This window comes from Paenibacillus sp. 2RAB27 (genome assembly GCF_052115445.1).
Taxonomy (GTDB): Bacteria; Bacillota; Bacilli; order Paenibacillales; family NBRC-103111; genus Paenibacillus_E.
Genome location: NZ_JBFRGR010000013.1, coordinates 79,406 through 104,422 on the forward strand (window position 1 = coordinate 79,406; position 25,017 = coordinate 104,422).

Genomic DNA, 25,017 nt, shown 5'->3' on the forward strand with positions numbered 1-25,017 from the left:
GTTCCCCCCTTCTTCTTGATTTATTTCCATGCATTTTATCATATTAGAGCCAGCCAGTCCCATACAGTAGTAAAGAGAGATTGTCCTCCAATTCAGTAGAAAGGAAGCGATTGGCACATGGCTGGCTTTTGGGCAAGTATTATCATGTATTTCTGTATTGCGTTTGGAGTCGTATTCGGAGGCAGTATGCTAAGCGGGATCGCAGCCGTATTAACCTTGCAATCTCCAACGGAGAAAATGCTGACGATTTCGGAAAATATCAAAATTTGGGCGATGGTCGCTGCGGTAGGCGGTACTATCGATCCAATCCGTTACATTGAAAGTCATGTAGCCATCGGCCATCTCAATCCGGCAATCAAGCAGATTGTCTATATCGTCGTTGCTTTTACAGGAGCACAATTCGGAACGGCGTTGATTCAAATGATCTGCAAAGGTGGACATCAGCCTTGAGAATCCCGCCTTTTGCAAGATACCAACGACTGCTGGCGAGCCTTGGACTGCTGCTGTCGGGAGCGATCATTGGGAGCGCTGTATATATGAGTATTCATCAACACACATATAATGAGTTGTACGTGCAGTTGCATAAGGTCATACAGGAGAATTATGATCTCCAAGATGATATCGCTAGCTTAAAAAAGACAAAAAACAATCAAACGTTAGTCAATATAGTCAATGTTCATCTACTTCCCAAAAACGACACTGACATCTTTAGCGAGGATATTCAAAAAGAAATTGAAGGTGATATTAAAAGTGAGCTCAAAGTCGCCATTGGCCAAAAAGCATCATTCGTCGGAGATGCCCAGCCCCTCTATGAGAAGCTAATTACACAAAAAACCTATTTTCTTCATGATAAAAAATATGTTGTTCAGGTCAAATCCATTGTGTTGATTCAGACGGAATTAACCATTTGGATTACGGCCGAGGAGAAAAAAACATAACGTGAAATGGCCGCTCATCTTGCAATCCCCTCTTAAAATCGCTAAAGTTAATTGTAAATTCAAATAAAAGGGACGGATTGTCGTTATGCACGCCATACAATTGACGTTATTCATTCTTATTTGCCTCTTCCTTGGGCTTACCTTGTTCTATAGCATTCGCTCACGTCGCGAACCAGATACTGCCAAACGAGGCTTGTACACTGCACGCATGAACATTTGCATGGGCTTGATGCTCGTACTTATTGCAATTACGCAAATCTTCTTCTTCAGCGAATCCAGCTTCCGCCGCATCTTCGGTACCGTGCTTGTGTTGATCGGCGTGTTCAATGTTTTCGTTGGGATCCGCAATCACGGTCACTTTGATCGTCTGCTCCGCTAGATCACTTGTGCGGTTAGCATCGCCTTGGAAACCAGGGCGCCTGCATGATAAATCTCTACATCGATCTTGCCAAATTTACGGCTCACCTCAATGATGGTGGGTCGTATTTCTATTTTGGAATCAATCTGAAGCGGCTTCAGAAAGTAGGTCGACATATTATCCATGACGAGATCCCCCTTCTTATGCTCCTGCACAATGCGGTAGGCCGCCTGCGTCATAAGAGTCGTAAGAACCCCTTCCGAAACCGTCCCTAAATGATTCGTCATCTGTGGTGTAATTACGCCATGAAATTGCAGTTTGCCCTTCTCATCTCTGACCTCTTCCATCCCGGACCAGATCAAATCTTCAAAGGTTTCGCCGTTCTGCGGCTGTTTCTGAATCGTTTGCATGGCTTTCAAAATATCGCTGCGGTTCAGCACGCCGACGATTTTGCGATTCGTATCTACAACTGGCAAAAGCTCAATGCCTTCCCACACCATCATGTGAGCTGCCGACGCGACCGACGTCTGAGGTGAAACGGTTAATGGATTGCGTGTCATTAATTTATCAACAGATTGCTGAATGCTCGCGCCAACCATATCTTTGGACGTTACAACACCGATAATCCGATTCCACTCATCGACAACAGGAAAGCGGCTGTAGCCCGTATCCTCGGACATGCGCTGCCAATCCTTCAATGTACTGTTCGCCTTCAAGGCGAACAGCGCTGCACCAGAAGCGAGAATATCTTCCACGAGCATGATTTTCTTTTTGATCAAACGATCGTAGATAGCCCTGTTAATCATGGATGCGACGGTAAAGGTGTCATAGCTGCTTGAAATAATCGGCAGTTCCAGCTCATCCGCCAGAACTTTGACCTCAGGGCTCGTATTAAATCCTCCTGTAATGAGAACGCCTGCCCCTTGCTCCAGGGCACACAAGTGAGCTTTATTCCGATTACCTACAATAAGTAAGCTGCCTGCCTCAATGTAGCGCATCATGGCATCTTGCTCCATAGCGCCGATGACGAACTTATGCAGCGTCTTATGCAGTCCCTTCGCTCCGCCAAGGACCTGGCCATCCACCATGTTCACAACCTCGGCAAAAGTCAGCTTATCAATGTTCTGACGAAGCTTCTTCTCGACACGAACGGTTCCGATCCGCTCTTTCGTTGAAACGAGTCCCTGATTCTCGGCCTCTTTAATTGCGCGGTAGGCTGTGCCTTCACTGACTTCCATATTTTTGGCTATTTTGCGCACGGAAATCCGACTTCCTAGCTTCAAGTCCTCAATATGCCGCAAAATCTGCTCATGCTTCGTTAATGTATCGACGGAATGTGTATCCAACTGTTACACCTCATTATTAGATCCTGTATTAGTCTGTACTACTAGTATAATCGTTCTAATGGGTAAGAACAATGAGGATTTGGAAGATGGAAAAGCATCCAACCCTATTGGATTGGATGCTTCATATTCATTATACCAAACATATGTTCGAAGTCAAAGTTTAGCTCATTCTTCGCTTACTTGCGGAATTGAAGAAGCTTCCGTCTGCCTTGTACAAGCTGTTCCATTTGCCATTTCTTCATCCGGTTAATGCGGAGTTGTTGCTTACGTTTCTCTTCATCTACACCAAGGATTTGATGCAAATGAGCGGCGATGATGAGCAACGCCATCACAAGCCAGATGACGCTAAATATCATCGGCAATGAGCCCACTTCACGAAAATTTAATTGGGGTATGGAATAAAATAACATGCCGACTGCCAAACTCATATACACGACATTTTTGAAACCTTTCAACCGAATCACACGCCTTTCGTTCATAATAACCTCGAACCTACCTCTACCTACTTCCATTGTATGAGACAAGTCATCGAGATATGAATGCGTGTGGCGCAGTACGGCCAAGATTATTCGACTTCGTAGCCTTGGCTGCTCAGAAAGGCTTTCATATGCTTCCTTGGACGCTGCGCTTTGGCAGCCATTTCCTTAGACCAGGTCGTATCGACTTTGCCGTCGGTACGCACGTTCATGTAGTCGCGGAGCGTCTCGTCATAGGTCTCGACCGCGGCTTGGTTGAGTGTGTACCGATTCTCGTGGTACACGGCTTCGAGCGGGAGCCGCGGGCGGTGCAGCGGCTCTTGATCCGGCATGCCGATGCACATGCCGAAGATCGGGTACACGAGCTGCGGCAGGCCCAACAGCTCGGATACTTCCGCGGGCTTATTGCGCAGCCCGCCGATATAGCAGACGCCGAGGCCGAGCGACTCGGCGGCGATCGCTGCATTTTGCGCAGCTAATGCAGCCTCGACCGTGGCAATGATGAGATTCTCAGCATTGCCGGTGACCGGCGTGTCCACGTGTTGGTGGACCGCCTCCGCGTAGCGGTGTAGGTCTGCGCACCAGACGAGGAACAGCGGGCACTCGCTGACGTAAGCTTGATTGCCAGCTAGCTCGGCTAGCTGGCTCTTCAGATCAGCATCAGTCACATGGATGATGCTGTAAGCTTGCATATTACTCGAGGTGGAGGCAGCTTGAGCTGCCTGGATAATCGCCTCGCGTTGCTCGATGCTAATGGGCTCATTCGTAAATTTACGAATAGAGCGATGATTTTTTAGTAGATCAATGATTGCATTCATGCATGAGTCCACTCCTCTATCTCTTTTCACTCAGTATCCTTGAAAATGGAGCAATTTTCAAATTCAACTCAGATTTGAAACGAGAGGCGATAGGGCGGGCTGGTGTAGAGGCGGTTGCAGGGACTGGTGACGGTGAGGATGAGGATGCAAGTGTAGATAGTGGGGCTAGTTGGAGGTAACTGATGCGCTGGGGCTGAAGTTGGTGATCAGGCGATTATTGTTGCGAGGACAGACTAGTCAGCGGACTGTAGTAGTGTAGGGCTGTAACTAGTGTTCGGACTTGTTGTGGTTCGGGTAGCAGAAGATGATACGTTAACATAGACCAAAAATGCAAAAGTGCAACCTTTTCACCACACATCAGCTCAAAACTAGTAAATTGTTGCGAATAAGCATCCTTTTCACATGAAAACATGCTATTTTTACGAAATAACCAAAAATAAGTGCTTATTTGCACTTATCTCCTATTTCCTCCACGGGAAAATGCCCTGCAAAGATGCCTTTTCGCAGTTTTGCTTCTACTTTTGGTGAAAGCTGGAGCAGATACCGTTTCGCAATAGCGGTTGATGCGTGGTGCGGAGCTATGATAGTTGCTGGTACTTGTGCGGGTGGCTAGACGAATATTGCGCGTTGCTGGTGATCGCGCGAAAGCTAGACGGATGGTACTGTTGCTGGTGCTCGTGAGGAGGCTAGACGGATATGCGCTTTGCTGGTGTTCGTGGGGAGGACTAGACTGATAATGTGTGTTCCTGGTGCTCGTGCGGGGGCTAGACGAATATTGCGCGTTGCTGGTGCTCGCGCGAAAGCTAGGCGGATGGTACTAGTTGCTGGTGTTCGTGCAAAGGCTAGACGGATAATGTGCGTTCCTGATACTTGTGCGAGGGCTCAGCGGATGAAGCCAGTTCCTGGTGCTCGCCGGGAAGTAGGAGTAATTACACATATCCCCTCTCCCACGAAAAAGCTCCCACCAAAGCTGCATTTTCGCAGATTTGCGGGAGCCGTTATTGTGGAAGCTGATGAGACGTTATTGTTTCTTTATGCAGCTACTGGTCAGAATGTCCGACCGGCGCTKGGGCTTAGAATAGCTACTGATCAGAGGACTTCCTGCCTCACTTCAACAAAACTTTTCTTCCCTTTCGATACAGCAAAGTTAAGATCCACGGTATGGCCACAATCAAGACAAACACAATGCCATTGTAGAGATTAAATAGTAGAATTGATCCCGGTATGTGAACCTTATATTTCCATAAGGAGAGCAGGGCTGGATGCATCAGATAGACGCCGAAAGAGACCAACCCCAGCGAGACGAAAAACTTCGCCACGCGCTTCCACCTCACTAGGAGTCCCTTTGCCATCCAGATCATACTCACACCGATGCCAAGATTGTACAACAGCCATGCGATCTCATACCAGGTATTTTCAAAAGAATACCCTCTAGATGCTAATAGATATAGCCCCGTGTACACGAGTCCACTCACGATGGAAGATGGAATGACCCACCCTTTGTTGCGATCCAACCACGCTCGGAAATTGCCGTAATTCATCCCGATGGCACCGCCAACTAGGAAGTAACCGAAATAGGTGATGCACAGCTCAGGTTTATGGCTGATAGGACCGACCCAGTGACTATAGATGTAGACCCCCGCCTGAATCGCTAATCCCCAAAAGGCTAGTGTTTTGCGAAACCATGCTGCATTCCGTACTGCCCAGACAAGCAAAGGAAACAGCAGGTAGAACTGCACAATAATGATCATAAAATATAAATGATAACCGGAATCCGCCCATTTCAACTGCTTGAGAAATACACTTAAATCTATTTTAATTGGATGCCCTGGCGTCCATAACCACGGATTATATATATAGTAGAAAAAGGACCAAACGATATAAGGGACGAGCACTTGCCGAACGCGTTTCCAATAGAATATGCCTGCTTGCTTAGCGCTCCAATTATCCGCATAAATATAGAACAGCACGATGCCGCTCAAAAAAATAAAGACGGGAACAGCAAAATAACTTATTTTGTTCAGAAATAAAATAAACAGCTGCGTGCTGCTGCCTTTCAACGCTGGATCCACTGTCCAGTCTGCCGTTACATGAATCAGAACTACAGCCAAAATGGAAATGGCTCTGACAATATCAAGCTCCGTAATCTTTGCTTTTGCCATGTGAGTTTACTATCCTCATTTCATCATAAATACATTTTAACTATAGCCATTTTCGACATGTTTCGCAACAAGGGAATACGCAAAAGAGTCCCAATCCCCTGGATTGGAACTCAGAATCATATTTGCTTCGATTGACCTACCTTAACTTTACGTTTACGTGACGACAATTGGAATCTAAGCAGCGTTAAACTAACAAGGATGATCGCTGTTGTTATATACATCGTGGCTGCCCAGCCTTGCTTACTATCTGTCCCTAGGAAGATGCCATGCAGCATGGACAACATAAATATCGGATAGGACAACAGATGAAGTGCAAGCCATAACTTTCTTTTCAACTTATGTCGAATATCTGTTGTAAACAGTACAAGGAGTAAACCATACATGGCGATTGTCCCCAAGCCGTTTAGTACTGGATTATTTTTAGCTGAAAAAGGGATTAACAGTTCCGCCCAGTCGAAAGGCATGAAAGTATCTATAATGAGAAGAGCCGTGTGCAGGAGGGCAAAGCCCGTGCCTGTTATATTCGCATAAGTGTGCCAGCGGAGCAGTTGGCCTTTCTTGTGCCCTTTGATCTGAGGATAGCTATAGGTAATACCGATCGCCATGCCAACGAACAAAGTTAAGTAAGAAAGAATACCAAAGGTTCGAATGAGCATCCAGGTAGGCAGTTCAATCAAGAAATGAATCATACGCTTCTTTCTCCTTTCAACCCTGTCCAGGAATGCTCCATGCTCCCGAGAAGCGGCTTCACTTGAAACATATCACCAACGGAGGTATAGATGAGTGCTTCCATGCCTTGTGATCTACGCTGGAAGAGAGGGATTCCTTCCTCCATTCCGAGCATGCACAACACTTTAGCCCAGACTTCACAGGCAATCAAATCTTGGCCGACAACTGTGCACTGCACAACAGATGATCGGCTTGGCCGCATCGTGCGTGTATCTATAAGATGATGCATCTCTCCTGCGTTCGTTAGCCAACTTCTGCGTAATATGCTGGAAGTAGCTACAGCACCGGTTCGTAGTTGAAGCGTAACTTCCTTGGACGGATCCGTTTCGAAAGGATTGGCAATCCCGATACACCAAGGCTCATTCTCTGCAGCCCCTCCCCATACCGATACATCTCCACCCGCATTAATGAATCCTCTACGAACTCGCCAATCCGTCTGCAGACGATTCGCAACCTGCTGAGCAGTCCAGCTTTTGACAATCCCACCGAAATCCACTTTGTACCCGGCTAATAAGCGAACCGATTTCATCCAAGGATCCACTTGCACCGCCATACCTGAGTGTGGGAGTAGATTGGGTTGCTCAAGCTCCATCATTCTTTCCTGTATTGTCTCAAATGATTGCCGATATCCAGCCCGCTCCATCGCATGTCCAACACAAATATCAAAAGCTCCATTGGTTTGTTCCTGATAATGCCTTGCTAGTTCAAGAACTTCGAGCATGCTGTCAGAAACAAAACTTAGCTGCCCGCTTCTCGCATTGAGATATGAGCATTCACTTGTCGGAATAAACCGGCTAAACCGTTGCTCTGCATGAGCAAAACCATCCAACACAGGGATTTCAAGCTCTGCAGTTGGTGTTTCCGTTTCCAATAAGATTTGTATGTGTGAATTCATTGCACGAAATGTAAAATCACGAAACATGTAGCCATCCTCTCCTGTCCAGACTCGACGCTAGGATGCGTGACTTCTTGTGTGGGTTTTGGTCTGATTCTGCTGCTGCGATTGTGAAAGTGATTGCGAGGAAGATCCATCTGTCCGATTGAGCTGGTCTCGACTACTTTCACTGCGCCCCATCCTATTATTAGAATTTCGACTGAAAGCATCTGACGATGGCATATCTAGCTTTTTCTGTGCAATCACGGGTGTCGTATTTAGCTTCGCATTCGATGCTACTCGAACCGCCGCAAGAAATTCAGGGCTCTCTTTGACTTCCTGAAACAAATAGAAAACAATCATCGCACTAACGAATCCGATCTGCCATTTGGTCCATTTCGAGGATGCTTTCATTCCCAACCCATCCCATCTCTTTGAATAAGAATCTAAGCTAATTATACGCGGTTAAGCACCTAAAAACCTGAGTAATTCCTAAAAAATAGCTGAATAATCACTGAAGTTATGTTGCAAGAATGGGCGCTTTCCTCCCGATGCCTAGGCACAAAGGGAAATATGTCCTCATATGATGGAGTAGTTTACTTTGCATAAACAGCAATACCGCCATGACCAGATAAGAAAGTATTCGCTTTCGATTTTCCAAACAGCTTTCTTGTTGGAGATAAAATCTACCAGATATAGGGATCTTTGGTCGAAGGCCAAAGTCTCTCCTTTCCCGGGGCCCCCACAAATTAATGTAGAAACGCATATCGAAAAAAGCCAAAGATGACTAACCGCTTTACGCGGAAAGTGTAGAAGCCGAAGGAGCGCTCACTCGGTGCGGACTGACTTTGCTTCGAAGATTCTCGTCACTTTGTAGGGGAGAATAGCGGTCGATCATCCTTGAATGGCCTCGATAGGGATTTTCTCATGCTGGAAGGAGTGTTCACTATTGACCAGATCGAAAGTTGGCGTAACCATTCAAAGCACCAGCATCTTTTTGGATGATCGGACCGTTGTTCTAAGTGAAGCCATTGCAAGAAAATGGAAAGTTCCGTCCAATCAAATGATTAACATGCGATTCGGCTCCTCTCAGCAGGATGTTAAAGTGGTCACAGCTGCTGTACCGAATAGCCTTCGCGTCGACCCTGCGCTTGCATCTRAGATAGGTCTTCATCAAGGGGCTCGGCTTACCATCAACTATAAGCCAACTTCGAATACAATGTCGATTGGACCCTTAATTGGTGTCATGATTAGCCGCGTTAACGAGAGTTCCACGAGCCGCCCTTTTGGTGCTATCACCACTTTTTGTAAAGAATTGACCGATGCGTGTTATCAGATGGGGGCTAGTGTGTGTTTCTTCCCACCTAAAGAAATGCGTGCCAACCCACAGTCACTTTCTGCTTATTCTTATACCAATGGTTCTTGGAGTAAAAGAACGTTCCCGATTCCGAATGTCATTTACAATCGTCTCACCTCACGCAAGTACGAGAATATGCCCAATGTTCAACAGTTCATGAAGGATGTCAAGTCCCGATATGGCACAGAAATCTTTAACGAGAAATATTTGAACAAAACAGAGGTTTTCGAAGCTTTGGGAAAAGATAGCTCGTTGCATAGCTACTTGCCGGAGTCTTATCTTTTCAAAAACTTTCAAATGCTGAAATCTATGGCTGCTCGCCATAGTGTTCTATTCCTCAAACCCATTACGGGAAGTCTTGGAAATGGCATTATTCGTATTCGCAGAGAAGGCCTTGGCGAATCGTATACGGCTCATTCAACTAGCCTTGCAGGCGTCCGCCGACAAACATTCCCTTCTCTGCTTGCCGTTTTTCAGTCCGTTTCTGGAAAGCTCAAGACACAGCGCTATCAAATCCAGCAAGGACTTGATCTCATTTCATCCGAGGGGAATCCGATTGACTTCCGAGCACTTGTGCAACGGGGAGAAAAAGGAGAATGGGAAATCACTTCGATTGTAGGTCGGATTGCGGGTGCTCAGCACTTTGTTTCTAACCTGGCACGAGGTGGATCCTTATCCACTGTACCGGCTGCGCTCGCCAAAGCCTCTTTCACTACGACTGTAACTCGCTCTTCGATTATTCGTCGTTTACGCAAGGCCTCTTTGGACATTGCCAAAGGGATTGAAACCCAAATCCCCAGTCATTTCGGTGAATTAGGAATTGATCTTGCCGTTGACCGATCAGGTAGAGTATGGCTGCTCGAAGTGAACTCTAAGCCTTCTAAGGATGATAATACAGCGCTCAACACCGACAACACGAAAAATAAAATCAGACCATCTGTTAAAACTTTAGTTAAATACGCTCGTTTTCTAGCGAAGCACTGAGGTGAACTATGCGATTGCGAACACAACGCCCCTTGTTAGGCATCATGGTTACCGAACTGAACCGAGAACTGCCCTTTGCAAGCTCGAGTTTTTATCAGAATCTGTCGGCACATGGTGCTAGCAAAGGGATCGATGTGTTTGTTTTCTCGCCTAATCGCATTGATTGGATGCAAGGGATCGTAAGAGGCTATATGTACGATCGGATACAGTCAGCATGGATAACTAAGCTGTTCCCCCTGCCCTCTCTCATCTATGATCGCTGCTTCTTCAGCAGTAAACATAGTTATCTCACTTATCAGTATCATGTACGCAAGCTGCGTGAGATCCCTACGATTCGATTCCTTGGCTATGGTCTTGGCGGAAAGTGGGAAGTAGGGCTGATTCTGCAAAAAGATCCTGCCTTACTGCCTTACTTGCCAGAGACCAGCAGACTCCGAAGCGGACACCAACTTGAAAGTTGGTTACAGAGCCATTCAGACGCATTCTTAAAGCCTCAAGGCGGGAGTCAAGGCAAGGGTGCGATCCACATTCACAAAGCGGGTTCCCTATTTAGGCTGCATGGACGAGATGGACGTAATCATCCCGTCTCGGAAGAGTTTCAAGAATGGTCCGCTTGCTGGCAATGGCTGAAGCATCGAATAGGCTCACGTCCTTACCTCCTGCAACATTATTTACAACTCCACTCCATGAACGGAATGTCCTATGACGTACGATCTCTAGTCCAGAAAAATGGTCGCGGAAACTGGGAACATACGGGTATGGCCGTTCGCGTTGGAAAGCCTGGAAGCATCACTTCCAATCTGCATGGCGGAGGCACTGCTGAAGATGTGAGTGCGTATCTAACTCGCGAATTCGGGGAGATGAAGTCTGAACAGCTGATAGACACCATAACCACGCTCTCTAATCAGATACCGTCTGTACTCGAGTCCAATCATGGCCGATTAGCCGAGTTAGGCATTGATTTCGGTATTGATACCAGCGGACGCGTATGGATTCTTGAAGTGAATTCAAAGCCGGGTAGAACGATTTTCGCCCGAATGCATAATGAGCGAGCTCGTTCGAAATCAATTGCAAATCCAATCCACTATGCTGGATTTTTGTTGAACAAACAGCTGAGCTGAGGTTTAGCAAAGCTTTGTTTGAACGTGCTCATGGGGGCAGAACGTCATATCTGCTTGGTTTGACACGGAAAGCCCCGTAGGGCAACAAGTTTAGGAGGGTAACCTAATGAGTTTGACATCGTGTATGCTCCACGCCGTACAACGAACAGATAGATCGGTCTACTTAACCAGTGATCTCGCCAAAGCTTTACGGTTAACCGGAACTAAATCCATTACTGTAAAGGTTGGGAGTAAAGGGACTTCGTTACCGGTCCGTTTGATCAAAAAAAGTGGTCAGCATATGTACATCCCGCTTTCCCTAATGGCCTCCTTGCGTATTCCTCGCACTGGGAATGTGTTAGTCGTTAATACCAACAATAAAGAGCTTCGCATCGGTCCACTTATTGGCGTTCTAACCAACGTGGAAAACGGTACATCGCCATTCGGCTCCAAAACAGGCTTCATTCGTCAAGTTATCAACACCGGCTCACAACGTTCTTTCAGCTTCGCTTTCAGCCCTAAGAGTGTGAATTGGATACAGGAGACCGTAACTGGCCTTATTCCCAAAGAAGGCGGCGGTTGGATGCGTAAAACCTTCCCGCTTCCCGATGTTATTTACAATCGGCTCTCCAGCCGTAAAGCTGAGAAATCAGCCGGGATGGAGGGATTTAAAAATCGCTTCGTGGCRCGAGGTATTCCGATCTTTAACTGGAGCTTCTTTGATAAATGGGATGTTTACAAAATGTTAGATGGTGACGAAGCTTTCCGCTTCGTACCCGAATCCCGAATTAATCCCACAGCCGAACAAATCAAAGAAATGTTGGATAAACATAAATTTATTTACTTAAAACCAACTGCAGGCAGCCTTGGCATCGGCATATATCGTGTTACCTATAATCCGAAGCGTGGTTATTTCGTCCGCTTCCGGAAAGGGAATAAGAATGTCCTGATTCGTTATGCCAAATTCGATGGTTTGATGCAAATGCTGGGAACAGGGCGCGGCCGTTTAGCTAGCTATGTCGCCCAACAAGGAATTCGGCTCATCGAAATTGATAATTGTCCGATTGACTTCCGCTTCCACTTAACGAAAAACGGCAGTAATCAATGGGTTGTTGCAGCGATCGGGGCTAAAAAATCAGGAAAAGGCAGTGTCACAACGCATATCCGAAACGGTGGGCAGCTCATGACACCTGAGCAGGTTCTTCGTCTAGTTTATGGGGCACGTGGGGAACAAATTCTTGATAATGCCAAGGAAACAGCGATTAAACTCGCACAAGGCATTGAAAATAACTACAATCATTTGCTCGGTGAGTTAGGCTTCGATATCGGAATTGATCAGAATGAAAAAGTGTGGATGTTTGAAGCAAATGCAAAGCCTGGTCGATCCATTTTCAAGCATCCTTCGCTGAAAGACGGAGACACGGCCACCCTTCAAAGTGTGTATGAGCATTGTCTTTATTTGAGCCGTTTCCGCTCAAGGAGGGAAAACTAATGGGTTTTACCCTTCATGAGAGAGCTCCTAAACCAACATTAGCTATCCTTACCGTAAAAGACAGTTCCCGTGTATTTCGCGGAAATTTAGAAAACTTTCTTGACTTAATTAAAACAGGCGAGCGATTTGGTCTTGACGTTTATGTCGTGACTACCAAGGACTTCAGTATTTCGAACTCTGAAATGTACGGTTATCGCTTTCGACCAAGTGCTAATAAATGGAGCAGGGAACTCGTTCCCTCTCCTCAAGTTGTTTACAACCGCATTCCTTATCGAAAAATGGAAATGAAACCTGAGGTCCAGCAAACGATTCAGGCTTGTAAACGCAGCACCAGCATTCATTTATTCAATCCTTCTTTTTTTAATAAATGGACATTATTCAGTTGGTTAAATAACGCCAAAGAAAGTAAGCCATTCATGCCGGATACCCTGCAGATGAATGAAGTAGCAGATCTCTCCCAATTATTACAGAAGCACCCTGTACTCTACTTGAAGCCTGTTAAAGGTAAAGCCGGAATGGGCATTATGCGTATAGATCGTATTAGCCCTAAGGGAAGCAATGGACAATATCGGCTTAGTCGCCTCGAAGACAAGAAGATGGTCTATAGTTATCATAACGACGCGGAGGACATTTGGAACGAATGGGAGAGCCATAGCGGCGGCCAAGATTATATCGTCCAACAAGGGATTGCGCTAACCAGATTCAAAGAACGTGCTTACGATCTGCGTGCATTAGTCCAAAAAACAGCAAAAGGAGAATGGAGTGTCTCTGGGATTGGCGCCCGTGTAGCAGGCAAAGCCAGCATAACCACACACGTTCCGCGCGGAGGTTCCATTGACGAACCCAGGAAGCTGCTTGCCTATGTTTTCGGTCCCAAAGAAGCCAAAAACATTCTAAAACGGGTTCGTCAAGCAGTGATTACACTGGCTACACAAATAGAGAAATCATCAGGCAATCCACTTGGTGAAATGTCCATGGATATCGGTGTTGACACGTCTGGACATATCTGGTTTTTTGAAGCGAATTCGAAACCAATGAAATTCGATGAACCTCGAATCCGCCAGAAATCACTTGAACGGATTATTCAATACAGTCTTCATTTGATTAATAATCGGAGAAGAAGGTGATTATGCTTGGCTCAAGAACGACTAGGCGTACTCGCTATTTATTTAAACAACTCACGACTTGAGGAACTGGCTTATTTCCAAAAGCTTAGCAAGGAAGGCCAACGTCTAGGCGTTCAAGTCGAGGTGTTTACTCCGGCGGATGTACAGGGAAATGCCGTGCGAACTCTCACATTTGATTCCAGTCGAGGAAGATGGCTTCGGAAGTACACAACATTACCACCCATTATCTATGATCGCTGCCGCTATAGAGCCGCGGCGAATTATCATATGCTACAAGCTTTTCGCAACCGCCATGCCAAGCTCATCTATTTGAGCAAACCGCTGGCCAATAAATGGGCGATGCATCAAACCCTCTCCCAAAACACTGGCATCCGACCTTATCTACCATCCACCGTTCGCTACAGTACCATCCATGAGTTGATGAGGTTTCTGAAGAAACATAAGCTCATCTACGTAAAACCAAAGAATGGCACCGGAGGAAGAGGAATTCTTCGGATTGAACAGATTTCCTCTGATCTCTATTTGTTACAAGGCAGAAATCAATTTCGTTCGATCATTGCTCCCTTCAAAGCGAATGAGAAACAGCTGGCCATCAAGCTTCATACATTGAATTTGAGCTCCGACTATGTCGTTCAGCAAGGGATCCAACTAACTCTTAATGATGGTCGTGTTCATGACTATCGGTTGTTGATTCAAAAAAATGGTCAAGGCGAATGGGAAGTGACGGGGTGCGCAGGAAGAATTGGCCCTCATCGCAGTATTACCTCCAATCTTCACGGTGGAGGCACGGCTGTGACGCAAGATCGCTTATTAGGATACCGCTTCTCATCTCAAGAGAAAATTGCAGACATCAAAGACGAGATGAACGATTTCGCTTATAAGCTGGCTGATTATTTGGAGGTCAAATTCGGGAAGCTGTGTGAATTGGGGATGGACATCGCCGTAGATTCCAAAGGAAGTGTCTGGCTGCTCGAAGTGAACCCGAAGCCATCACGGGAAGTGTTTCGCAGGATCGGACAGCACGACACCTACCAGAAGGCCGTAACAAGGCCACTAGAATATGCGCTTTGGATGCTGCGGCAGAAAAAAGGCACGGATGACAGCACGGATTCATAGTTCACCAAAAAACAAGCGAATCACCTTGCTGGGTGAACGCTTGTTTTTTGGTTTACTTCGTTTTATTTGTGCCCTAGATGCACCATCGTTTGCACAAAAATCTGTTCAATGTGCTCGTCATCCAGAGAGTAGTAAACGGTCTTGCCTTCTTTTCGTCTTTTGACAATATGAAGATCCCTCAAATACCTAAGTTGATGAGATACTGCAGACTGCTCCATCCCAATTCGCATCCCCAGATCGTGAACACAAAGCTCCTTATTTAGTAGAAAGTAGATGATTTTAACGCGCGTAGGATCTCCTAGGGCTTTGAAAATCTCAGCAATACCAGTGGCTTGCTCATCGGTTAGCTCTCTCTCTCGTTCCGCTTGCGTTATAGCCGTATGCTCACAGCTACAATCATCATCGGTTACTTTCCTCGCTTCCAGTAATCCCTTATCCATAGGAAATCCTCCTGTCTTCGTCACCTATTTTAAACCAGAAGCGCTTGATGGTCGATCGTTGATTTCTCGATTTGTATGGTCGCGTGAGTAATACCAAACCGCTTCTCAATAACAGTAATTCCTTGCTGCAGAATAGTTTGGCTATCCCGATCATCCTTAATCAGCAAATGACAACTCATGGCTTCTATGCCCGAAGTAATCGTCCACACATGCAAGTCATGTACATCAATGACACCTTCGATTTCTTCTAGGACTTGTTTAACAGAGACTATAGAAATAGAACTTGGTGTTCCTTCCATCAAGATGTGAAGAGTTGATTTCAGGACGCCCCAGGCGCCTCTTAAAATAAGTAGAGATACAATGATACTAATGATGGGATCTGCTACATACCAGCCAAATAACAGCATCACAGCACCGGCTATAATCGCGCCTACAGAACCTAACGCATCACCTAAGATATGCAGATAAGCACTGCGTAAATTCAGATTCCCATGTACATCACCCTTACGCATGAGCGACCAAGCGCTTAATAAATTGGCGATTAGTCCAATGCACGCGATGAGCATCATGGACCCGCTAGCAACAGCAGCAGGATGGAGGAATCGATCAATCGCTTCCCATATAATGAGTCCAGCAATGACGAATAACGTCACCGCATTAAAAAGTGCTGCCAATATTTCAAAACGGTGGAATCCGAAGGATAAACGAGCTGAGCTGGGCTTCGCTGTAAACCATAGCGCTAGAAGGCTCAATGCTAATGCACCCGCATCGCTTAGCATGTGGCCAGAATCAGACAGCAGTGCCAAACTGTTCGTCCAGAGTCCACCAACCAATTCAAGAACCATGATACCCGCTGTTATTCCTAGCGCGATCAACAGTCCTTGCTTATTGCCTGAATGCCCGTGATGATGGCCATGGTGATGTCCGTGGCCATGATGATGATCATGGTGATGACCGTGATGGTCAGATTCATGGTGAGCGTGGCCCTTATGCTCATGACCTTTTTCTTCTCCGTGGTCATGTCCACATGCGTGTTCCTTTTTCGAATCATGCTGTTGCATGGCATTACCTCCCCAGTTGCACACGACATACTTATAACTACATGTTTATATATGAATGATCGCTCATATGTTAATAATAAATAAACATGCTTGCCAGTGTCAATAGGCTTCTCCAAAAAGAAAAGACCGATTCATCTCGCCACGCATGGTGAGCTTGAATCGGTCAACTTCATAGGCAACTAGAATCGCTTAGGTCCCCGTTGCTGTCTTATTCGCCCCTGCATCAATCACATCAGGGTCTAACGTAATTGTCGCACTGAATACGGTCGTAGAAATCGAGAAGTCCCCCGTGATTCCTCCTCCAGCACCTGTGTATGATTTGGTGGCACTCGTCGGGGCAATGATACACGTATCTCCGTTAATCAGGTTTCCTTCATTCCTTATAATATTAAATATCCCTACAAAAGAAGGCATTCTGATCAGCACCTTTATCTCTCAATGTGCTACAGTGTATGCCCAAGGCTCCCGCTTTGCGACAGACCTGCGAGAATTAGGAAATGTAGTCCAGCAGCTCAGAAAATCGTCCTATTCGGATATGTGCTCCTTCAAGTTCTCCAGCTTCTCGAAAGCCAGCATAGTCGCATGCCACAACGGTAAGGTTATTACGAAGTCCCGCTTCTACGTCTGACGAACGATCTCCAACCATCCAAGCGGACTGAATGCCGTGTTTTTCGAGCAAAATTTGGACTAAATCTACTTTGGAACGCGTTTGGTACTCTCCTGCACTATATAAGCCTTCGAACAGATGCGCTAGCCCCATCTCCGCGATAACTTGTTTGACGTAATCTTCTAACCCATTACTAGCAACAAATAAACGAACCCCTTTGGCATGCAAAGTCTGTAAGGTTTCAGCTACACCTTCGTATAATACCCCGCGGCCCTCCTGAAGTCCTTCGACCTGGTACTTAATCAATAACTTATCTGCCTCCTGATGTACGGCAACAGGCGACTCTGGCATCACACGCATCCATATTTGTTCAAGGAGCATGCCTAACGCACCAAGAATTCGGTCTTCAGGCGGTGTCTCCCCTTCATATATTCCTTTGGCTCGAAGCTCGTCGAAAGTCGCATGGTACGCTGGTAATAGTAAGGTTTCCGTCTGAAATAACGTCCCATCCAAATCAAAAAGCATTGCTTCTGGCAGTTGTCCCCGAGTCGTCATGTTCTTACTCCTTTATCTGTATAAAATAGTTGTAATGATCTATGTTAAGAATGGCAAACATACCCATGTAAGTCAATGTAGAATTACAATAAACGACTACTCAGTCCTTCTTGGACGTCTCACAGTGTTTATCAAAAATATAGACAATGTAGAAAGTGAAACTTTACACTCTACTATTTAGTGGAAAATGGTTATTGCCGATCTCAAAAATATCAGTTATGATTGAAATGAGAATAATTTGATCCATAAATGAAATTTTCACGCAAAATAAAAATGAACTCTTTCTAAATAGTCCATTGAACCTTACTCTCTCTAACCACTTACATTTTACATCCATGAAAGCGAGGAATAATGAATATGAATCTTCATATTTTCCAGAATCAACAAGAACTTAACGAAGCAGGTGCAGGTATTATTACCTCTCTGGTTCAAATGCAGCCCAAAGCTGTTCTCGGCTTAGCCACAGGTGGCACACCGGTTGGTATTTACGAAGAGCTCGTGAAAGCCTACGAGAAGGGCCGTGTTAGTTTTAAACAAGTGACAACTTTTAATCTAGATGAGTATGTTGGCTTACCTGAGGACCATTCTGAAAGCTATCATGCTTATATGCAGCAACATTTATTTGCGTATATTGATCTTCCTGCGGAAGCCGCTCATATCCCGAATGGGAATGCACCTGACCTAGAAGCAGAGTGTGAGCGATTCAATCAACTTTTGGATGATGCGAAGCAAATTGATCTGCAAATTCTAGGCCTTGGCCATAATGGACATATCGGCTTTAATGAGCCTGACGATTCCTTGATTAGTGGTACACACCGTGTTGAATTAAAAGAAGAAACACGTGAAGCCAATGCGCGATACTTCGATTCCATTAATGACGTGCCTACACACGCCTTGACGATGGGCGTTGGTACCATTCTGAAAGCCAAAACAATTCTTTTGATCGTACGCGGCGCTGATAAAGCTGAAATCGTACATCGTGCTCTAACGGGACCGATTACAACTGAAGTCCCTGCCACACTGCTGCAGACTCATCCTCATCTAGTTGTTCTACTTGATGCTGAGGCAGGGAGGCTGTTCGAATGAGCGAGCTTCTCATCTCGGGTGCCAAGGTCGTCACGGAACAAGGTATCATTGAAAATGGATTAGTTCATGTAATAGATGGTAAATTGGCCTACGTGGGTGAACAAACTGGTTGGCAGAACACAGCTAGTCCAAGTGTGGTTCGCATCGAAGCAGACGGCAAATGGTTGCTGCCTGGCTTCATTGACGTTCATGTGCATGGCGGTTACGGCGCTGATTTCATGGATGCGAATTCGGAAACTTTGGATACGATCACCAAATTCCATGCTTCGCATGGCACAACTGGCATGCTGGCTACGACGATGACAGCTACGCGTGAAGCCATTGATCGTGTTCTCGTTGAAGTGCACAGCTATATGGAGCAGGGTATGCCTTATACTCAGCTGCTTGGCGTGCACTTGGAAGGTCCTTTCATTTCGCCGAAGTGGGCCGGCGCTCAAGACCCGAAGCTCATGGTTACGCCGCAGCTTGATTGGTTGAAAGATTGGCATGAGCGGTTCCCGCAGCTCATGAAGCAGTTGACGCTTGCCCCCGAGCGCGAGGGGGGCTATGAGATGATCGCGTGGCTGCGCGATCAAGGCATCGTTGCTGCATGCGGCCACACGGACGCCTCTTACGCCGACATCCAGTCGGCGGTGGCTGTCGGGCTCTCTCATGCGGTGCATACCTTCAACGCGATGAAGCCGCTGCATCATCGCGAGCCGGGGACCGTCGGTGCCGTGCTCACCGACGCACGCATCAGCGGCGAGGTGATCGCCGATGGAATCCATGTGCATCCAGCAGCGATTAAGCTGCTGACGATGGTGAAGCAGCCGCATGGCTTGCTGCTGATCACGGACGCCATGTCCGCCGCCGGCCTCGGCGACGGGCAGTACGACCTAGGCGGCCAAGCCGTGACCGTGCAGGCGGGCGTTGCCCGGCTGACGGAGGGCGGCGCGCTCGCCGGCAGTACGCTGACGATGATCGATGCGCTCCGGTTTATGGTGCGCGAGGTCGGTGTCAGCGTCGCAGAAGCGAGCCGCTACGCGAGCGGCAATCCGGCGAGACTGCTTGGCCTCGAAGCGACGCACGGCTCGATCGCCGCAGGCAAGCACGCCGACTTGTTGCTGATCAGCTCGGAGCTTGAGCTCGAGCAGGTTTGGGTGCACGGCGCGGCGATGAAAGAAGCTTAATTGTGGTTATCTAATTAGATACATGGAAGAAAAGTGGTCGCTCAGCTAATTAAAGTTGAGCGACCACTTTTTATGTCAACTAGTACGGGACGGACTACTCCCTCGGCAACTCATTAGTCCGAAATTGCCGAATTAATCTCATTGTTGTCCCATTACATCTTAAATAGTCCTAAATAGCCAAACTAATTCGATCAAAACAACTCTTACACAGGGAAAATGGATAATTAGCTCGGCAAAAACGAACTATTGGTCATTTTTTATAAGTAACCCTCGGTTTAGTTCGGAGGAATCGGACTAACGCGGTAGAGAGCCGCCCCGAAGTAGCGATAACTACTTTGAGGCGGCCCTCTTTCTATGGAATGCGGTACATGTACCACTACACTTAATATATCTTCTTCTCCACCCGATCCGCCTTCAGTATCTCTACTGCCTCCCTAAACCGCAGGGAATGCACAATCTCCCGCTCCCGCAGAAACTTCAAGCTATCTTGCAAGTCGACGTCGTCTGTTAAATCAATTAACCATTGGTAAGTCGCTCTCGCCTTCTCCTCTGCTGCTATGTCCTCGTAAAGGTCGGCGATAGGATCTCCTTTGGCTTGTATGTAGGTTGCGGTCCAGGGGACGCCTCCTGCGCTCTGATAGAAGAGTCCTCGATCATGGGCTGCGTAGTGATCATCCAATCCTGCTGCTTTCATTTGCTCCAAAGTGGCATCTTTCGTCAGTTTATATACCATCGTAGCAATCATCTCGAGGTGGGCAAATTCCTCCGTTCCTATATCTGTCAGCAAACCGACAACCTTATCCGGAATCGAATACCGTTGGTTCAAATAACGAAGGGCCGCAGCAAGTTCCCCGTCTGCTCCCCCATACTGCTCAAGAAGCAGTTTGGCCATCCGCGGATCACATTTGCTTACCATGACTGGGTATTGCAGCTTTTTCTCATAAATCCACATGGGCTATCCTCCTTCTCCTTCCTAAACTTGCCACGGCCAAGGGGTCTCCACCCACTGCCATGGCGCTTTCGTGAAGCTGTGTCCAAAAGGCATCAAGGGGCCAAACTCCATCTCGAACTGCTGGGCTATATGCATTCGCTTATGGGTAAATTGATTATACTGTTGGATCACGCTCAGATCGTCAGGGTGGGTATCCAAATATAGGTTCAACTCCACCAATACAAAATCCACGGTTTGCAAATCACGAAGTTGCTTGTAATAGGCTTCGGGCAGCACTCGCTCGCTCATGTAGATTCGCCTCCTTCATCACCTCTAGTCTCCTGTAACGGATTCGGATAGGGCCCATAAAGCGCTGGCCACAATGTCCCTATTTTCAAAGCATCATAGGGGCTAAATTGTGGCAATCCTGGCGGTTGAAAATGCATATATAATTGCGGCGGTGTATTATACCATTTCACTCGAATCGGTGGACAAGGGTCACACGGTCCGATATACGGGTACCAACTTTTAAATTGTGTGTTCATACGTCTCCTCCTTTTCAAAGTCTATATGACTCGTTATATGCGGCATAACTTGACCAAAATCACCGATTTCCCATTTTTTTCGATGAGATGATCAATTTAGCTCCTTTCCCGAGCCTTTCACCCCGCCAAAAGCAAAAAATCCCTTTCCGATTGCACCCGCGCAATTCGAAAGGGATTCCTTTTAGCTCATTCTTAATCTAATTTAATATTCAATTTCAACACGCCTGCTTTGCGCAACGCTTGATAAATAATGACGACCAAAGGACCGAGGAACAAGCCGGCTAAGCCCAGCCATTCGAAGCCAATATACAAGGAAATTAAAGCCGCTAACGAGTTGATCCCAACGGCATCACTAAGCACTTTGGGCTCTACAATCCGGCGGAGGATGACCAGCACCAAGAAGAGCACGAACAAGCCAATTCCCATGCTCGTATATCCTAGCAGCAGCTGGTAAATGATCCATGGGATGAAAATAATGCCAGTTCCTATCACGGGTACGAATTCCATCACCATAACTAGCAGTGAAATGGCGAGTGGGTACTCTGCCCGAAGGACGAGCAATCCAATGAAAGTCAACAAATACGTAAAGATTGCCATGATCAGCTGTGCGCGAATGAAGCCAAAAATAGCCTCACGCAAATATGTCAGCACATTTTCCATCTTATCCTTGGTTTTCGTTTCAAACATCGAGAGAAAAGAAACCTTCAAATTCGGCAAGTTGTACATGCACAAATACAGGGTGATCACATAGATGATCAATAGCATGAATAAATTAGGGATCTTCCCGGCCATATTGAGGAAAAATCCTGAAATTCCACTCAAAATACTCGTCAATGCTCCAGTTAACGTCTCTGTACCCCGTTCTACCCACATTTGTACTTGCGCTGCCATCTCTGGGGATAAAGAGTCATAGAATACTTGGGTCCGCACCACTGCTTGATCCACGTAATTATTGACATCTTCCATGTAATTAGGCGCTTTACGACCAAGATCGATTAACTCGGTGACGACATTCATCCCAATAAAATAGATTAATGCCACCATCAGCAAAGTAAATGCCGTACTAACGATTGTTGCGGCGACAAAGCGTTTCATTTTCGCGACACGCATCAAGAGAGTTGTGAGTGGGTCTAAAAAAATAGCAGTCACCAACGCTAAGAGAAATGGCAGCCCTACAGTGAACAAACCGTATAGCACCAGTATTCCTACCGCCATGATTATAGCTGTCCTGGGTGACATAGAGACTCCTCCGATTATTCATTTCCCGGTTTAATCGTGTCGATATTCGTTATATGTATACGAACAATACGTAATCGATCTACCTCGGTCACTTCAAAAACATGATTAGCAAAAGGCACTTTCTTCCCTTTGACAGGCGCACCTTCCACCTTCTTGAACAGCCAGCCGCCTATCGAATCCACATCATCATCTTCAATTTGGAGGTCCAGCATGTCGTTCAGGTCTTCCAGCAATACACGCCCATCGACAGAAGTATATTTGTCTTTCACTTCCACGCCAGGTCGCTCATTCACATCGAATTCATCATGCAATTCTCCCACAATTTCCTCGATGATATCCTCTAAAGCTAAGAGCCCCGCAGTTCCCCCGTACTCATCAACAACGATCGCGAGTTGGGAATGCTTTTTCTGCATGAGCTTAAGCACGCGACTAACTTCCATCGACTCCGGCACGTTCAAAATCGGACGAATGAAGGTCTTGAGTTCCTGCTCGACATCAGGATCCGCCGTTAGCAAGTCAGCAATATGTACAAAACCTACAATGTTATCTTTATGCCCATCAGCTACAGGGTAGCGTGTGTGTTTGGTTTCATGAACGAATCGCAAATTATCGATAAAACTTGTTTCCAGAAACAGACAATCCATATCTGTCCGCGGCAGCATCACTTCACGAGCGATGAGATCGGAGAATTCAAAAATATTATCGAAAAGCGTCATCTCATCTTCATTGATATGACCGCTTTTGACGCTCTCATCCATCAGGATTCGAATTTCTTCCTCGGTATGTGCTGCTTCATTCTCACTGGCAGGCTCAACGCCGATCATCGCAAGAAATTTGTTCGCCGCGCCATTAAGCACCCAGATAATCGGGCGAAATACTCGATAGAAAAACAATAGCGGAGCTGAGAGCCACAAAGAGGTCAATTCAGGTTTTTGAATCGCAAACGATTTAGGAGCCAATTCCCCTAGCACAATGTGCATAAACGTAATAAATCCGAAAGCAATAATAAAAGACAAAGTCGTTGTATATACAGATTCCCCTAAGCCAAATGTATGAAATAGAGGCTCCATAATCAGATCATGAATCGCAGGTTCTCCAATCCAACCCAGTCCCAAGGAGGCAAGTGTAATGCCAAGCTGCGTGGCTGATAAATACCTATCCAATTGTGACGTTACGATACTCGCATATTTGGCTTTTCCGCTGCCTTCATTGACAAGCTGTTGAATGCGGGACTGTCGAACCTTCACAAGGGCAAACTCGGCTGCTACGAAAAAGCCATTTAACAGAACGAGTACGATAACCAGGAAAAGATTAAGTGCGATGGAACCGAAATCAAACGACGTATGTGGCAAAATGTATTTCTCCTTCGGAAAGATGATTAGATAATAGCTTTACGGCTTTTGAAATCCACAGTGCGATAGTACGAGTCAGCTACGAGCAGGTTGGGTCCGCAACAGGATGCCGTACTACAGAAGCAATTCACCTGCTGGTTTAGCGGATTGTTCTCCCAACGTGCAAAGATATCATCAAGCCCATCATCATGTATATTTCCAAGCGGAGGCTCATTAGCAAAATCGGTGACGAAAACCTCGCCAGTAAACGTACTGACGTTCAATCGGTTCCGCCCATCTGGGTCGTTACGAACGGTAACATTTGGCTCCTCACGTAGACGTTTAACTAACTTACGGTCCGCTTCCAGTTCATTACATGCGAAAAAAGGCAGCGTGCCGAACAGCATCCACATTTCTGGATTGCGATGATCTAACAAGCGATGGATACTCGCGCGCAATTCGTCTAGCGTAACCATCGGAAGATGTGAGGCGAAAGAGCTTGCATACATCGGATGTACCTCGTGACGCTTGCACCCCATTTCGTTAATTAACTGATGAATCTCAGGCAATTTCAAATGGGTTCTCGTGTTAATCATCGATTCCGCAGAAACGTACAAACCGCCCTTGCTTAGCGCGATTGTATTATTCACCATTCGCTCATACATCCCTAATGCCGTTACTTGCCCCACGGGACGCTGAGAATTCACAAATCCTACTTGATGGAAATCATCTGCATTCAAATAATTAAACGAAATATGCATCACATCGAGATACGGCGCAAGCAGCTCATAACGCTCCAAATCTAAAGTTAGATTCGAGTTGATTTGAGTGCGAATTCCCCGCTCCCGCGCGTACTTCAGGATTGGCAGCATGTAGTCCTTCACAATCTTGATGTGGTAGGACGGCTCGCCGCCTGTTAAACTTATCGTTTCCAAATGCTCAATCTCATCCAGCTTTTGTAAAATAACTGGCAACGGAATGCGTGGTCCTTCTGACATCGTAAGTGAATCCCCAACTGCACAATGCTCACAACGCATATTGCACAGATTGGTGATGGTAAGCTCTATGCTGGTTAATACATGTTTCCCGTATTTCCGATACGACCGAATGGGGTCCCAAGGATCATATTGGGGAGTTAACTCCGGTAAGATGGAGTGTGTTACGTTCCTATTCATG

General features: G+C 46.3%; 27 protein-coding genes. 10 read left to right on the forward strand and 17 right to left on the reverse strand.

Features of this window, described 5'->3' with window-relative positions:
• The first annotated feature begins 117 nt into the window (after positions 1–117).
• The 3 genes from AB4114_RS18605 (at position 118) to AB4114_RS18615 (ending at position 1,317) form a co-directional block, all read left to right on the forward strand.
• The gene (locus AB4114_RS18605) at positions 118–450 is read left to right on the forward strand and encodes a YtrH family sporulation protein (protein ID WP_056624073.1); all 333 of its coding nucleotides are present in this window, start codon (positions 118–120) and stop codon (positions 448–450) included.
• Positions 447–938: a hypothetical protein gene (locus AB4114_RS18610; protein ID WP_441989818.1), complete on the forward strand. Its 492-nt coding sequence runs from the start codon at positions 447–449 to the stop codon at positions 936–938. Before AB4114_RS18605 ends, AB4114_RS18610 begins: the two co-directional genes overlap by 4 nt.
• A gap of 85 nt (positions 939–1,023) precedes the next feature.
• Positions 1,024–1,317: a YtpI family protein gene (locus tag AB4114_RS18615; RefSeq protein ID WP_441989819.1), complete on the forward strand. Its 294-nt coding sequence runs from the start codon at positions 1,024–1,026 to the stop codon at positions 1,315–1,317.
• Here AB4114_RS18615 and AB4114_RS18620 read toward each other — a convergent pair.
• The 7 genes from AB4114_RS18620 to AB4114_RS18650 all read right to left on the reverse strand — a co-directional run bounded on the left by AB4114_RS18620 (position 1,314) and on the right by AB4114_RS18650 (position 8,115).
• Positions 1,314–2,642, reverse strand: coding sequence for a DRTGG domain-containing protein (locus tag AB4114_RS18620; protein WP_441989820.1), 1,329 nt, complete (start codon positions 2,640–2,642; stop codon positions 1,314–1,316). The two genes, AB4114_RS18615 and AB4114_RS18620, sit on opposite strands and share 4 nt — an antisense overlap.
• Positions 2,643–2,818: 176 nt before the next feature.
• Positions 2,819–3,121: a hypothetical protein gene (locus AB4114_RS18625; RefSeq protein ID WP_235550640.1), complete on the reverse strand. Its 303-nt coding sequence runs from the start codon at positions 3,119–3,121 to the stop codon at positions 2,819–2,821.
• A gap of 86 nt (positions 3,122–3,207) precedes the next feature.
• Positions 3,208–3,936: an oxygen-insensitive NADPH nitroreductase gene (gene nfsA, locus AB4114_RS18630; protein ID WP_441989821.1), complete on the reverse strand. Its 729-nt coding sequence runs from the start codon at positions 3,934–3,936 to the stop codon at positions 3,208–3,210.
• A 1,106-nt stretch (positions 3,937–5,042) separates the two neighbouring features.
• Positions 5,043–6,098 (reverse strand): acyltransferase, encoded by a 1,056-nt coding sequence (locus AB4114_RS18635; protein ID WP_441989822.1) that lies wholly within the window; start codon positions 6,096–6,098, stop codon positions 5,043–5,045.
• A 116-nt stretch (positions 6,099–6,214) separates the two neighbouring features.
• On the reverse strand, positions 6,215–6,787 hold the full coding sequence (locus AB4114_RS18640; RefSeq protein WP_441989823.1) for a ferric reductase-like transmembrane domain-containing protein: 573 nt from the start codon (positions 6,785–6,787) through the stop codon (positions 6,215–6,217).
• Positions 6,784–7,749 carry an FAD:protein FMN transferase gene (locus AB4114_RS18645; RefSeq protein WP_441989824.1) on the reverse strand — a complete coding sequence of 322 codons (966 nt, stop codon included), beginning with the start codon at positions 7,747–7,749 and terminating at the stop codon, positions 6,784–6,786. Before AB4114_RS18645 ends, AB4114_RS18640 begins: the two co-directional genes overlap by 4 nt.
• A 30-nt stretch (positions 7,750–7,779) precedes the next feature.
• Entirely contained in the window at positions 7,780–8,115 is a 336-nt protein-coding gene (locus AB4114_RS18650) for a hypothetical protein (RefSeq protein ID WP_441989825.1), read from the reverse strand.
• 535 nt (positions 8,116–8,650) lie between these two features.
• Between AB4114_RS18650 and AB4114_RS18655 the strand changes: the two genes are divergently transcribed.
• From AB4114_RS18655 to AB4114_RS18675, 5 genes are all read left to right on the forward strand, one after another.
• Positions 8,651–10,042: a YheC/YheD family endospore coat-associated protein gene (locus tag AB4114_RS18655; protein ID WP_441989826.1), complete on the forward strand. Its 1,392-nt coding sequence runs from the start codon at positions 8,651–8,653 to the stop codon at positions 10,040–10,042.
• 14 nt (positions 10,043–10,056) lie between these two features.
• Positions 10,057–11,163: a YheC/YheD family endospore coat-associated protein gene (locus AB4114_RS18660; RefSeq protein ID WP_441989827.1), complete on the forward strand. Its 1,107-nt coding sequence runs from the start codon at positions 10,057–10,059 to the stop codon at positions 11,161–11,163.
• A gap of 106 nt (positions 11,164–11,269) precedes the next feature.
• Complete coding sequence (locus AB4114_RS18665; RefSeq protein ID WP_441989828.1) at positions 11,270–12,634, forward strand: YheC/YheD family endospore coat-associated protein; 1,365 nt, start codon at positions 11,270–11,272, stop codon at positions 12,632–12,634.
• Entirely contained in the window at positions 12,634–13,761 is a 1,128-nt protein-coding gene (locus tag AB4114_RS18670) for a YheC/YheD family endospore coat-associated protein (protein WP_441989829.1), read from the forward strand. The genes AB4114_RS18665 and AB4114_RS18670 overlap by 1 nt, the downstream gene beginning before the upstream one ends.
• A 6-nt stretch (positions 13,762–13,767) precedes the next feature.
• On the forward strand, positions 13,768–14,877 hold the full coding sequence (locus tag AB4114_RS18675; RefSeq protein WP_441989830.1) for a YheC/YheD family endospore coat-associated protein: 1,110 nt from the start codon (positions 13,768–13,770) through the stop codon (positions 14,875–14,877).
• Between the two features lie 62 nt (positions 14,878–14,939).
• Here the strand turns inward: AB4114_RS18675 and AB4114_RS18680 are convergent, their stop codons facing one another.
• From AB4114_RS18680 to AB4114_RS18695, 4 genes are all read right to left on the reverse strand, one after another.
• Positions 14,940–15,317, reverse strand: coding sequence for an ArsR/SmtB family transcription factor (locus AB4114_RS18680; protein WP_441989831.1), 378 nt, complete (start codon positions 15,315–15,317; stop codon positions 14,940–14,942).
• 29 nt (positions 15,318–15,346) lie between these two features.
• Positions 15,347–16,378, reverse strand: coding sequence for a cation diffusion facilitator family transporter (locus tag AB4114_RS18685; protein WP_441989832.1), 1,032 nt, complete (start codon positions 16,376–16,378; stop codon positions 15,347–15,349).
• A 189-nt stretch (positions 16,379–16,567) separates the two neighbouring features.
• Complete coding sequence (locus AB4114_RS18690; protein WP_441989833.1) at positions 16,568–16,792, reverse strand: spore germination protein; 225 nt, start codon at positions 16,790–16,792, stop codon at positions 16,568–16,570.
• A 76-nt stretch (positions 16,793–16,868) separates the two neighbouring features.
• Positions 16,869–17,540, reverse strand: a complete 672-nt coding sequence (locus tag AB4114_RS18695) for an HAD family hydrolase (RefSeq protein WP_441989834.1) — start codon at positions 17,538–17,540, stop codon at positions 16,869–16,871.
• A 357-nt stretch (positions 17,541–17,897) separates the two neighbouring features.
• On the opposite strand from AB4114_RS18695, the gene nagB reads away from it, so the two are divergent.
• Positions 17,898–18,626, forward strand: coding sequence for a glucosamine-6-phosphate deaminase (nagB, locus tag AB4114_RS18700; protein ID WP_441989835.1), 729 nt, complete (start codon positions 17,898–17,900; stop codon positions 18,624–18,626).
• The gene (gene nagA / locus AB4114_RS18705) at positions 18,623–19,795 is read left to right on the forward strand and encodes an N-acetylglucosamine-6-phosphate deacetylase (protein WP_441989836.1); all 1,173 of its coding nucleotides are present in this window, start codon (positions 18,623–18,625) and stop codon (positions 19,793–19,795) included. The genes nagB and nagA overlap by 4 nt, the downstream gene beginning before the upstream one ends.
• A gap of 382 nt (positions 19,796–20,177) precedes the next feature.
• Here nagA and AB4114_RS18710 read toward each other — a convergent pair whose 3' ends face one another.
• The 6 genes from AB4114_RS18710 to yfkAB all read right to left on the reverse strand — a co-directional run bounded on the left by AB4114_RS18710 (position 20,178) and on the right by yfkAB (position 25,016).
• Positions 20,178–20,747 carry a manganese catalase family protein gene (locus tag AB4114_RS18710; RefSeq protein WP_441989837.1) on the reverse strand — a complete coding sequence of 190 codons (570 nt, stop codon included), beginning with the start codon at positions 20,745–20,747 and terminating at the stop codon, positions 20,178–20,180.
• A gap of 21 nt (positions 20,748–20,768) precedes the next feature.
• Positions 20,769–21,035, reverse strand: a complete 267-nt coding sequence (locus AB4114_RS18715; RefSeq protein ID WP_441989838.1) for a spore coat protein CotJB — start codon at positions 21,033–21,035, stop codon at positions 20,769–20,771.
• Complete coding sequence (locus AB4114_RS18720; RefSeq protein ID WP_441989839.1) at positions 21,032–21,271, reverse strand: spore coat associated protein CotJA; 240 nt, start codon at positions 21,269–21,271, stop codon at positions 21,032–21,034. The genes AB4114_RS18715 and AB4114_RS18720 overlap by 4 nt, the downstream gene beginning before the upstream one ends.
• A gap of 192 nt (positions 21,272–21,463) precedes the next feature.
• Positions 21,464–22,510 carry a sporulation integral membrane protein YtvI gene (ytvI, locus tag AB4114_RS18725; protein WP_441989840.1) on the reverse strand — a complete coding sequence of 349 codons (1,047 nt, stop codon included), beginning with the start codon at positions 22,508–22,510 and terminating at the stop codon, positions 21,464–21,466.
• Between the two features lie 14 nt (positions 22,511–22,524).
• Positions 22,525–23,862, reverse strand: coding sequence for a hemolysin family protein (locus tag AB4114_RS18730; RefSeq protein ID WP_441989841.1), 1,338 nt, complete (start codon positions 23,860–23,862; stop codon positions 22,525–22,527).
• 26 nt (positions 23,863–23,888) lie between these two features.
• Positions 23,889–25,016, reverse strand: a complete 1,128-nt coding sequence (yfkAB, locus tag AB4114_RS18735) for a radical SAM/CxCxxxxC motif protein YfkAB (RefSeq protein WP_441989842.1) — start codon at positions 25,014–25,016, stop codon at positions 23,889–23,891.
• Between the last annotated feature and the right edge of the window lies 1 nt (position 25,017).

Coding starts and splice junctions, on each gene's coding strand:
- AB4114_RS18605 (WP_056624073.1), top strand. CDS start 118: ATGGCTGGCTTTTGGGCAAGTATTATCATGTATTTCTGTATTGCGTTT.
- AB4114_RS18615 (WP_441989819.1), top strand. CDS start 1,024: ATGCACGCCATACAATTGACGTTATTCATTCTTATTTGCCTCTTCCTT.
- AB4114_RS18625 (WP_235550640.1), bottom strand. CDS start 3,121: ATGAACGAAAGGCGTGTGATTCGGTTGAAAGGTTTCAAAAATGTCGTG.
- nfsA (WP_441989821.1), bottom strand. CDS start 3,936: ATGAATGCAATCATTGATCTACTAAAAAATCATCGCTCTATTCGTAAA.
- AB4114_RS18635 (WP_441989822.1), bottom strand. CDS start 6,098: ATGGCAAAAGCAAAGATTACGGAGCTTGATATTGTCAGAGCCATTTCC.
- AB4114_RS18640 (WP_441989823.1), bottom strand. CDS start 6,787: ATGATTCATTTCTTGATTGAACTGCCTACCTGGATGCTCATTCGAACC.
- AB4114_RS18645 (WP_441989824.1), bottom strand. CDS start 7,749: ATGTTTCGTGATTTTACATTTCGTGCAATGAATTCACACATACAAATC.
- AB4114_RS18650 (WP_441989825.1), bottom strand. CDS start 8,115: ATGAAAGCATCCTCGAAATGGACCAAATGGCAGATCGGATTCGTTAGT.
- AB4114_RS18670 (WP_441989829.1), top strand. CDS start 12,634: ATGGGTTTTACCCTTCATGAGAGAGCTCCTAAACCAACATTAGCTATC.
- AB4114_RS18680 (WP_441989831.1), bottom strand. CDS start 15,317: ATGGATAAGGGATTACTGGAAGCGAGGAAAGTAACCGATGATGATTGT.
- AB4114_RS18685 (WP_441989832.1), bottom strand. CDS start 16,378: ATGCAACAGCATGATTCGAAAAAGGAACACGCATGTGGACATGACCAC.
- AB4114_RS18690 (WP_441989833.1), bottom strand. CDS start 16,792: ATGCCTTCTTTTGTAGGGATATTTAATATTATAAGGAATGAAGGAAAC.
- AB4114_RS18695 (WP_441989834.1), bottom strand. CDS start 17,540: ATGACGACTCGGGGACAACTGCCAGAAGCAATGCTTTTTGATTTGGAT.
- nagB (WP_441989835.1), top strand. CDS start 17,898: ATGAATCTTCATATTTTCCAGAATCAACAAGAACTTAACGAAGCAGGT.
- nagA (WP_441989836.1), top strand. CDS start 18,623: ATGAGCGAGCTTCTCATCTCGGGTGCCAAGGTCGTCACGGAACAAGGT.
- AB4114_RS18710 (WP_441989837.1), bottom strand. CDS start 20,747: ATGTGGATTTATGAGAAAAAGCTGCAATACCCAGTCATGGTAAGCAAA.
- AB4114_RS18715 (WP_441989838.1), bottom strand. CDS start 21,035: ATGAGCGAGCGAGTGCTGCCCGAAGCCTATTACAAGCAACTTCGTGAT.
- AB4114_RS18720 (WP_441989839.1), bottom strand. CDS start 21,271: ATGAACACACAATTTAAAAGTTGGTACCCGTATATCGGACCGTGTGAC.
- ytvI (WP_441989840.1), bottom strand. CDS start 22,510: ATGTCACCCAGGACAGCTATAATCATGGCGGTAGGAATACTGGTGCTA.
- yfkAB (WP_441989842.1), bottom strand. CDS start 25,016: ATGAATAGGAACGTAACACACTCCATCTTACCGGAGTTAACTCCCCAA.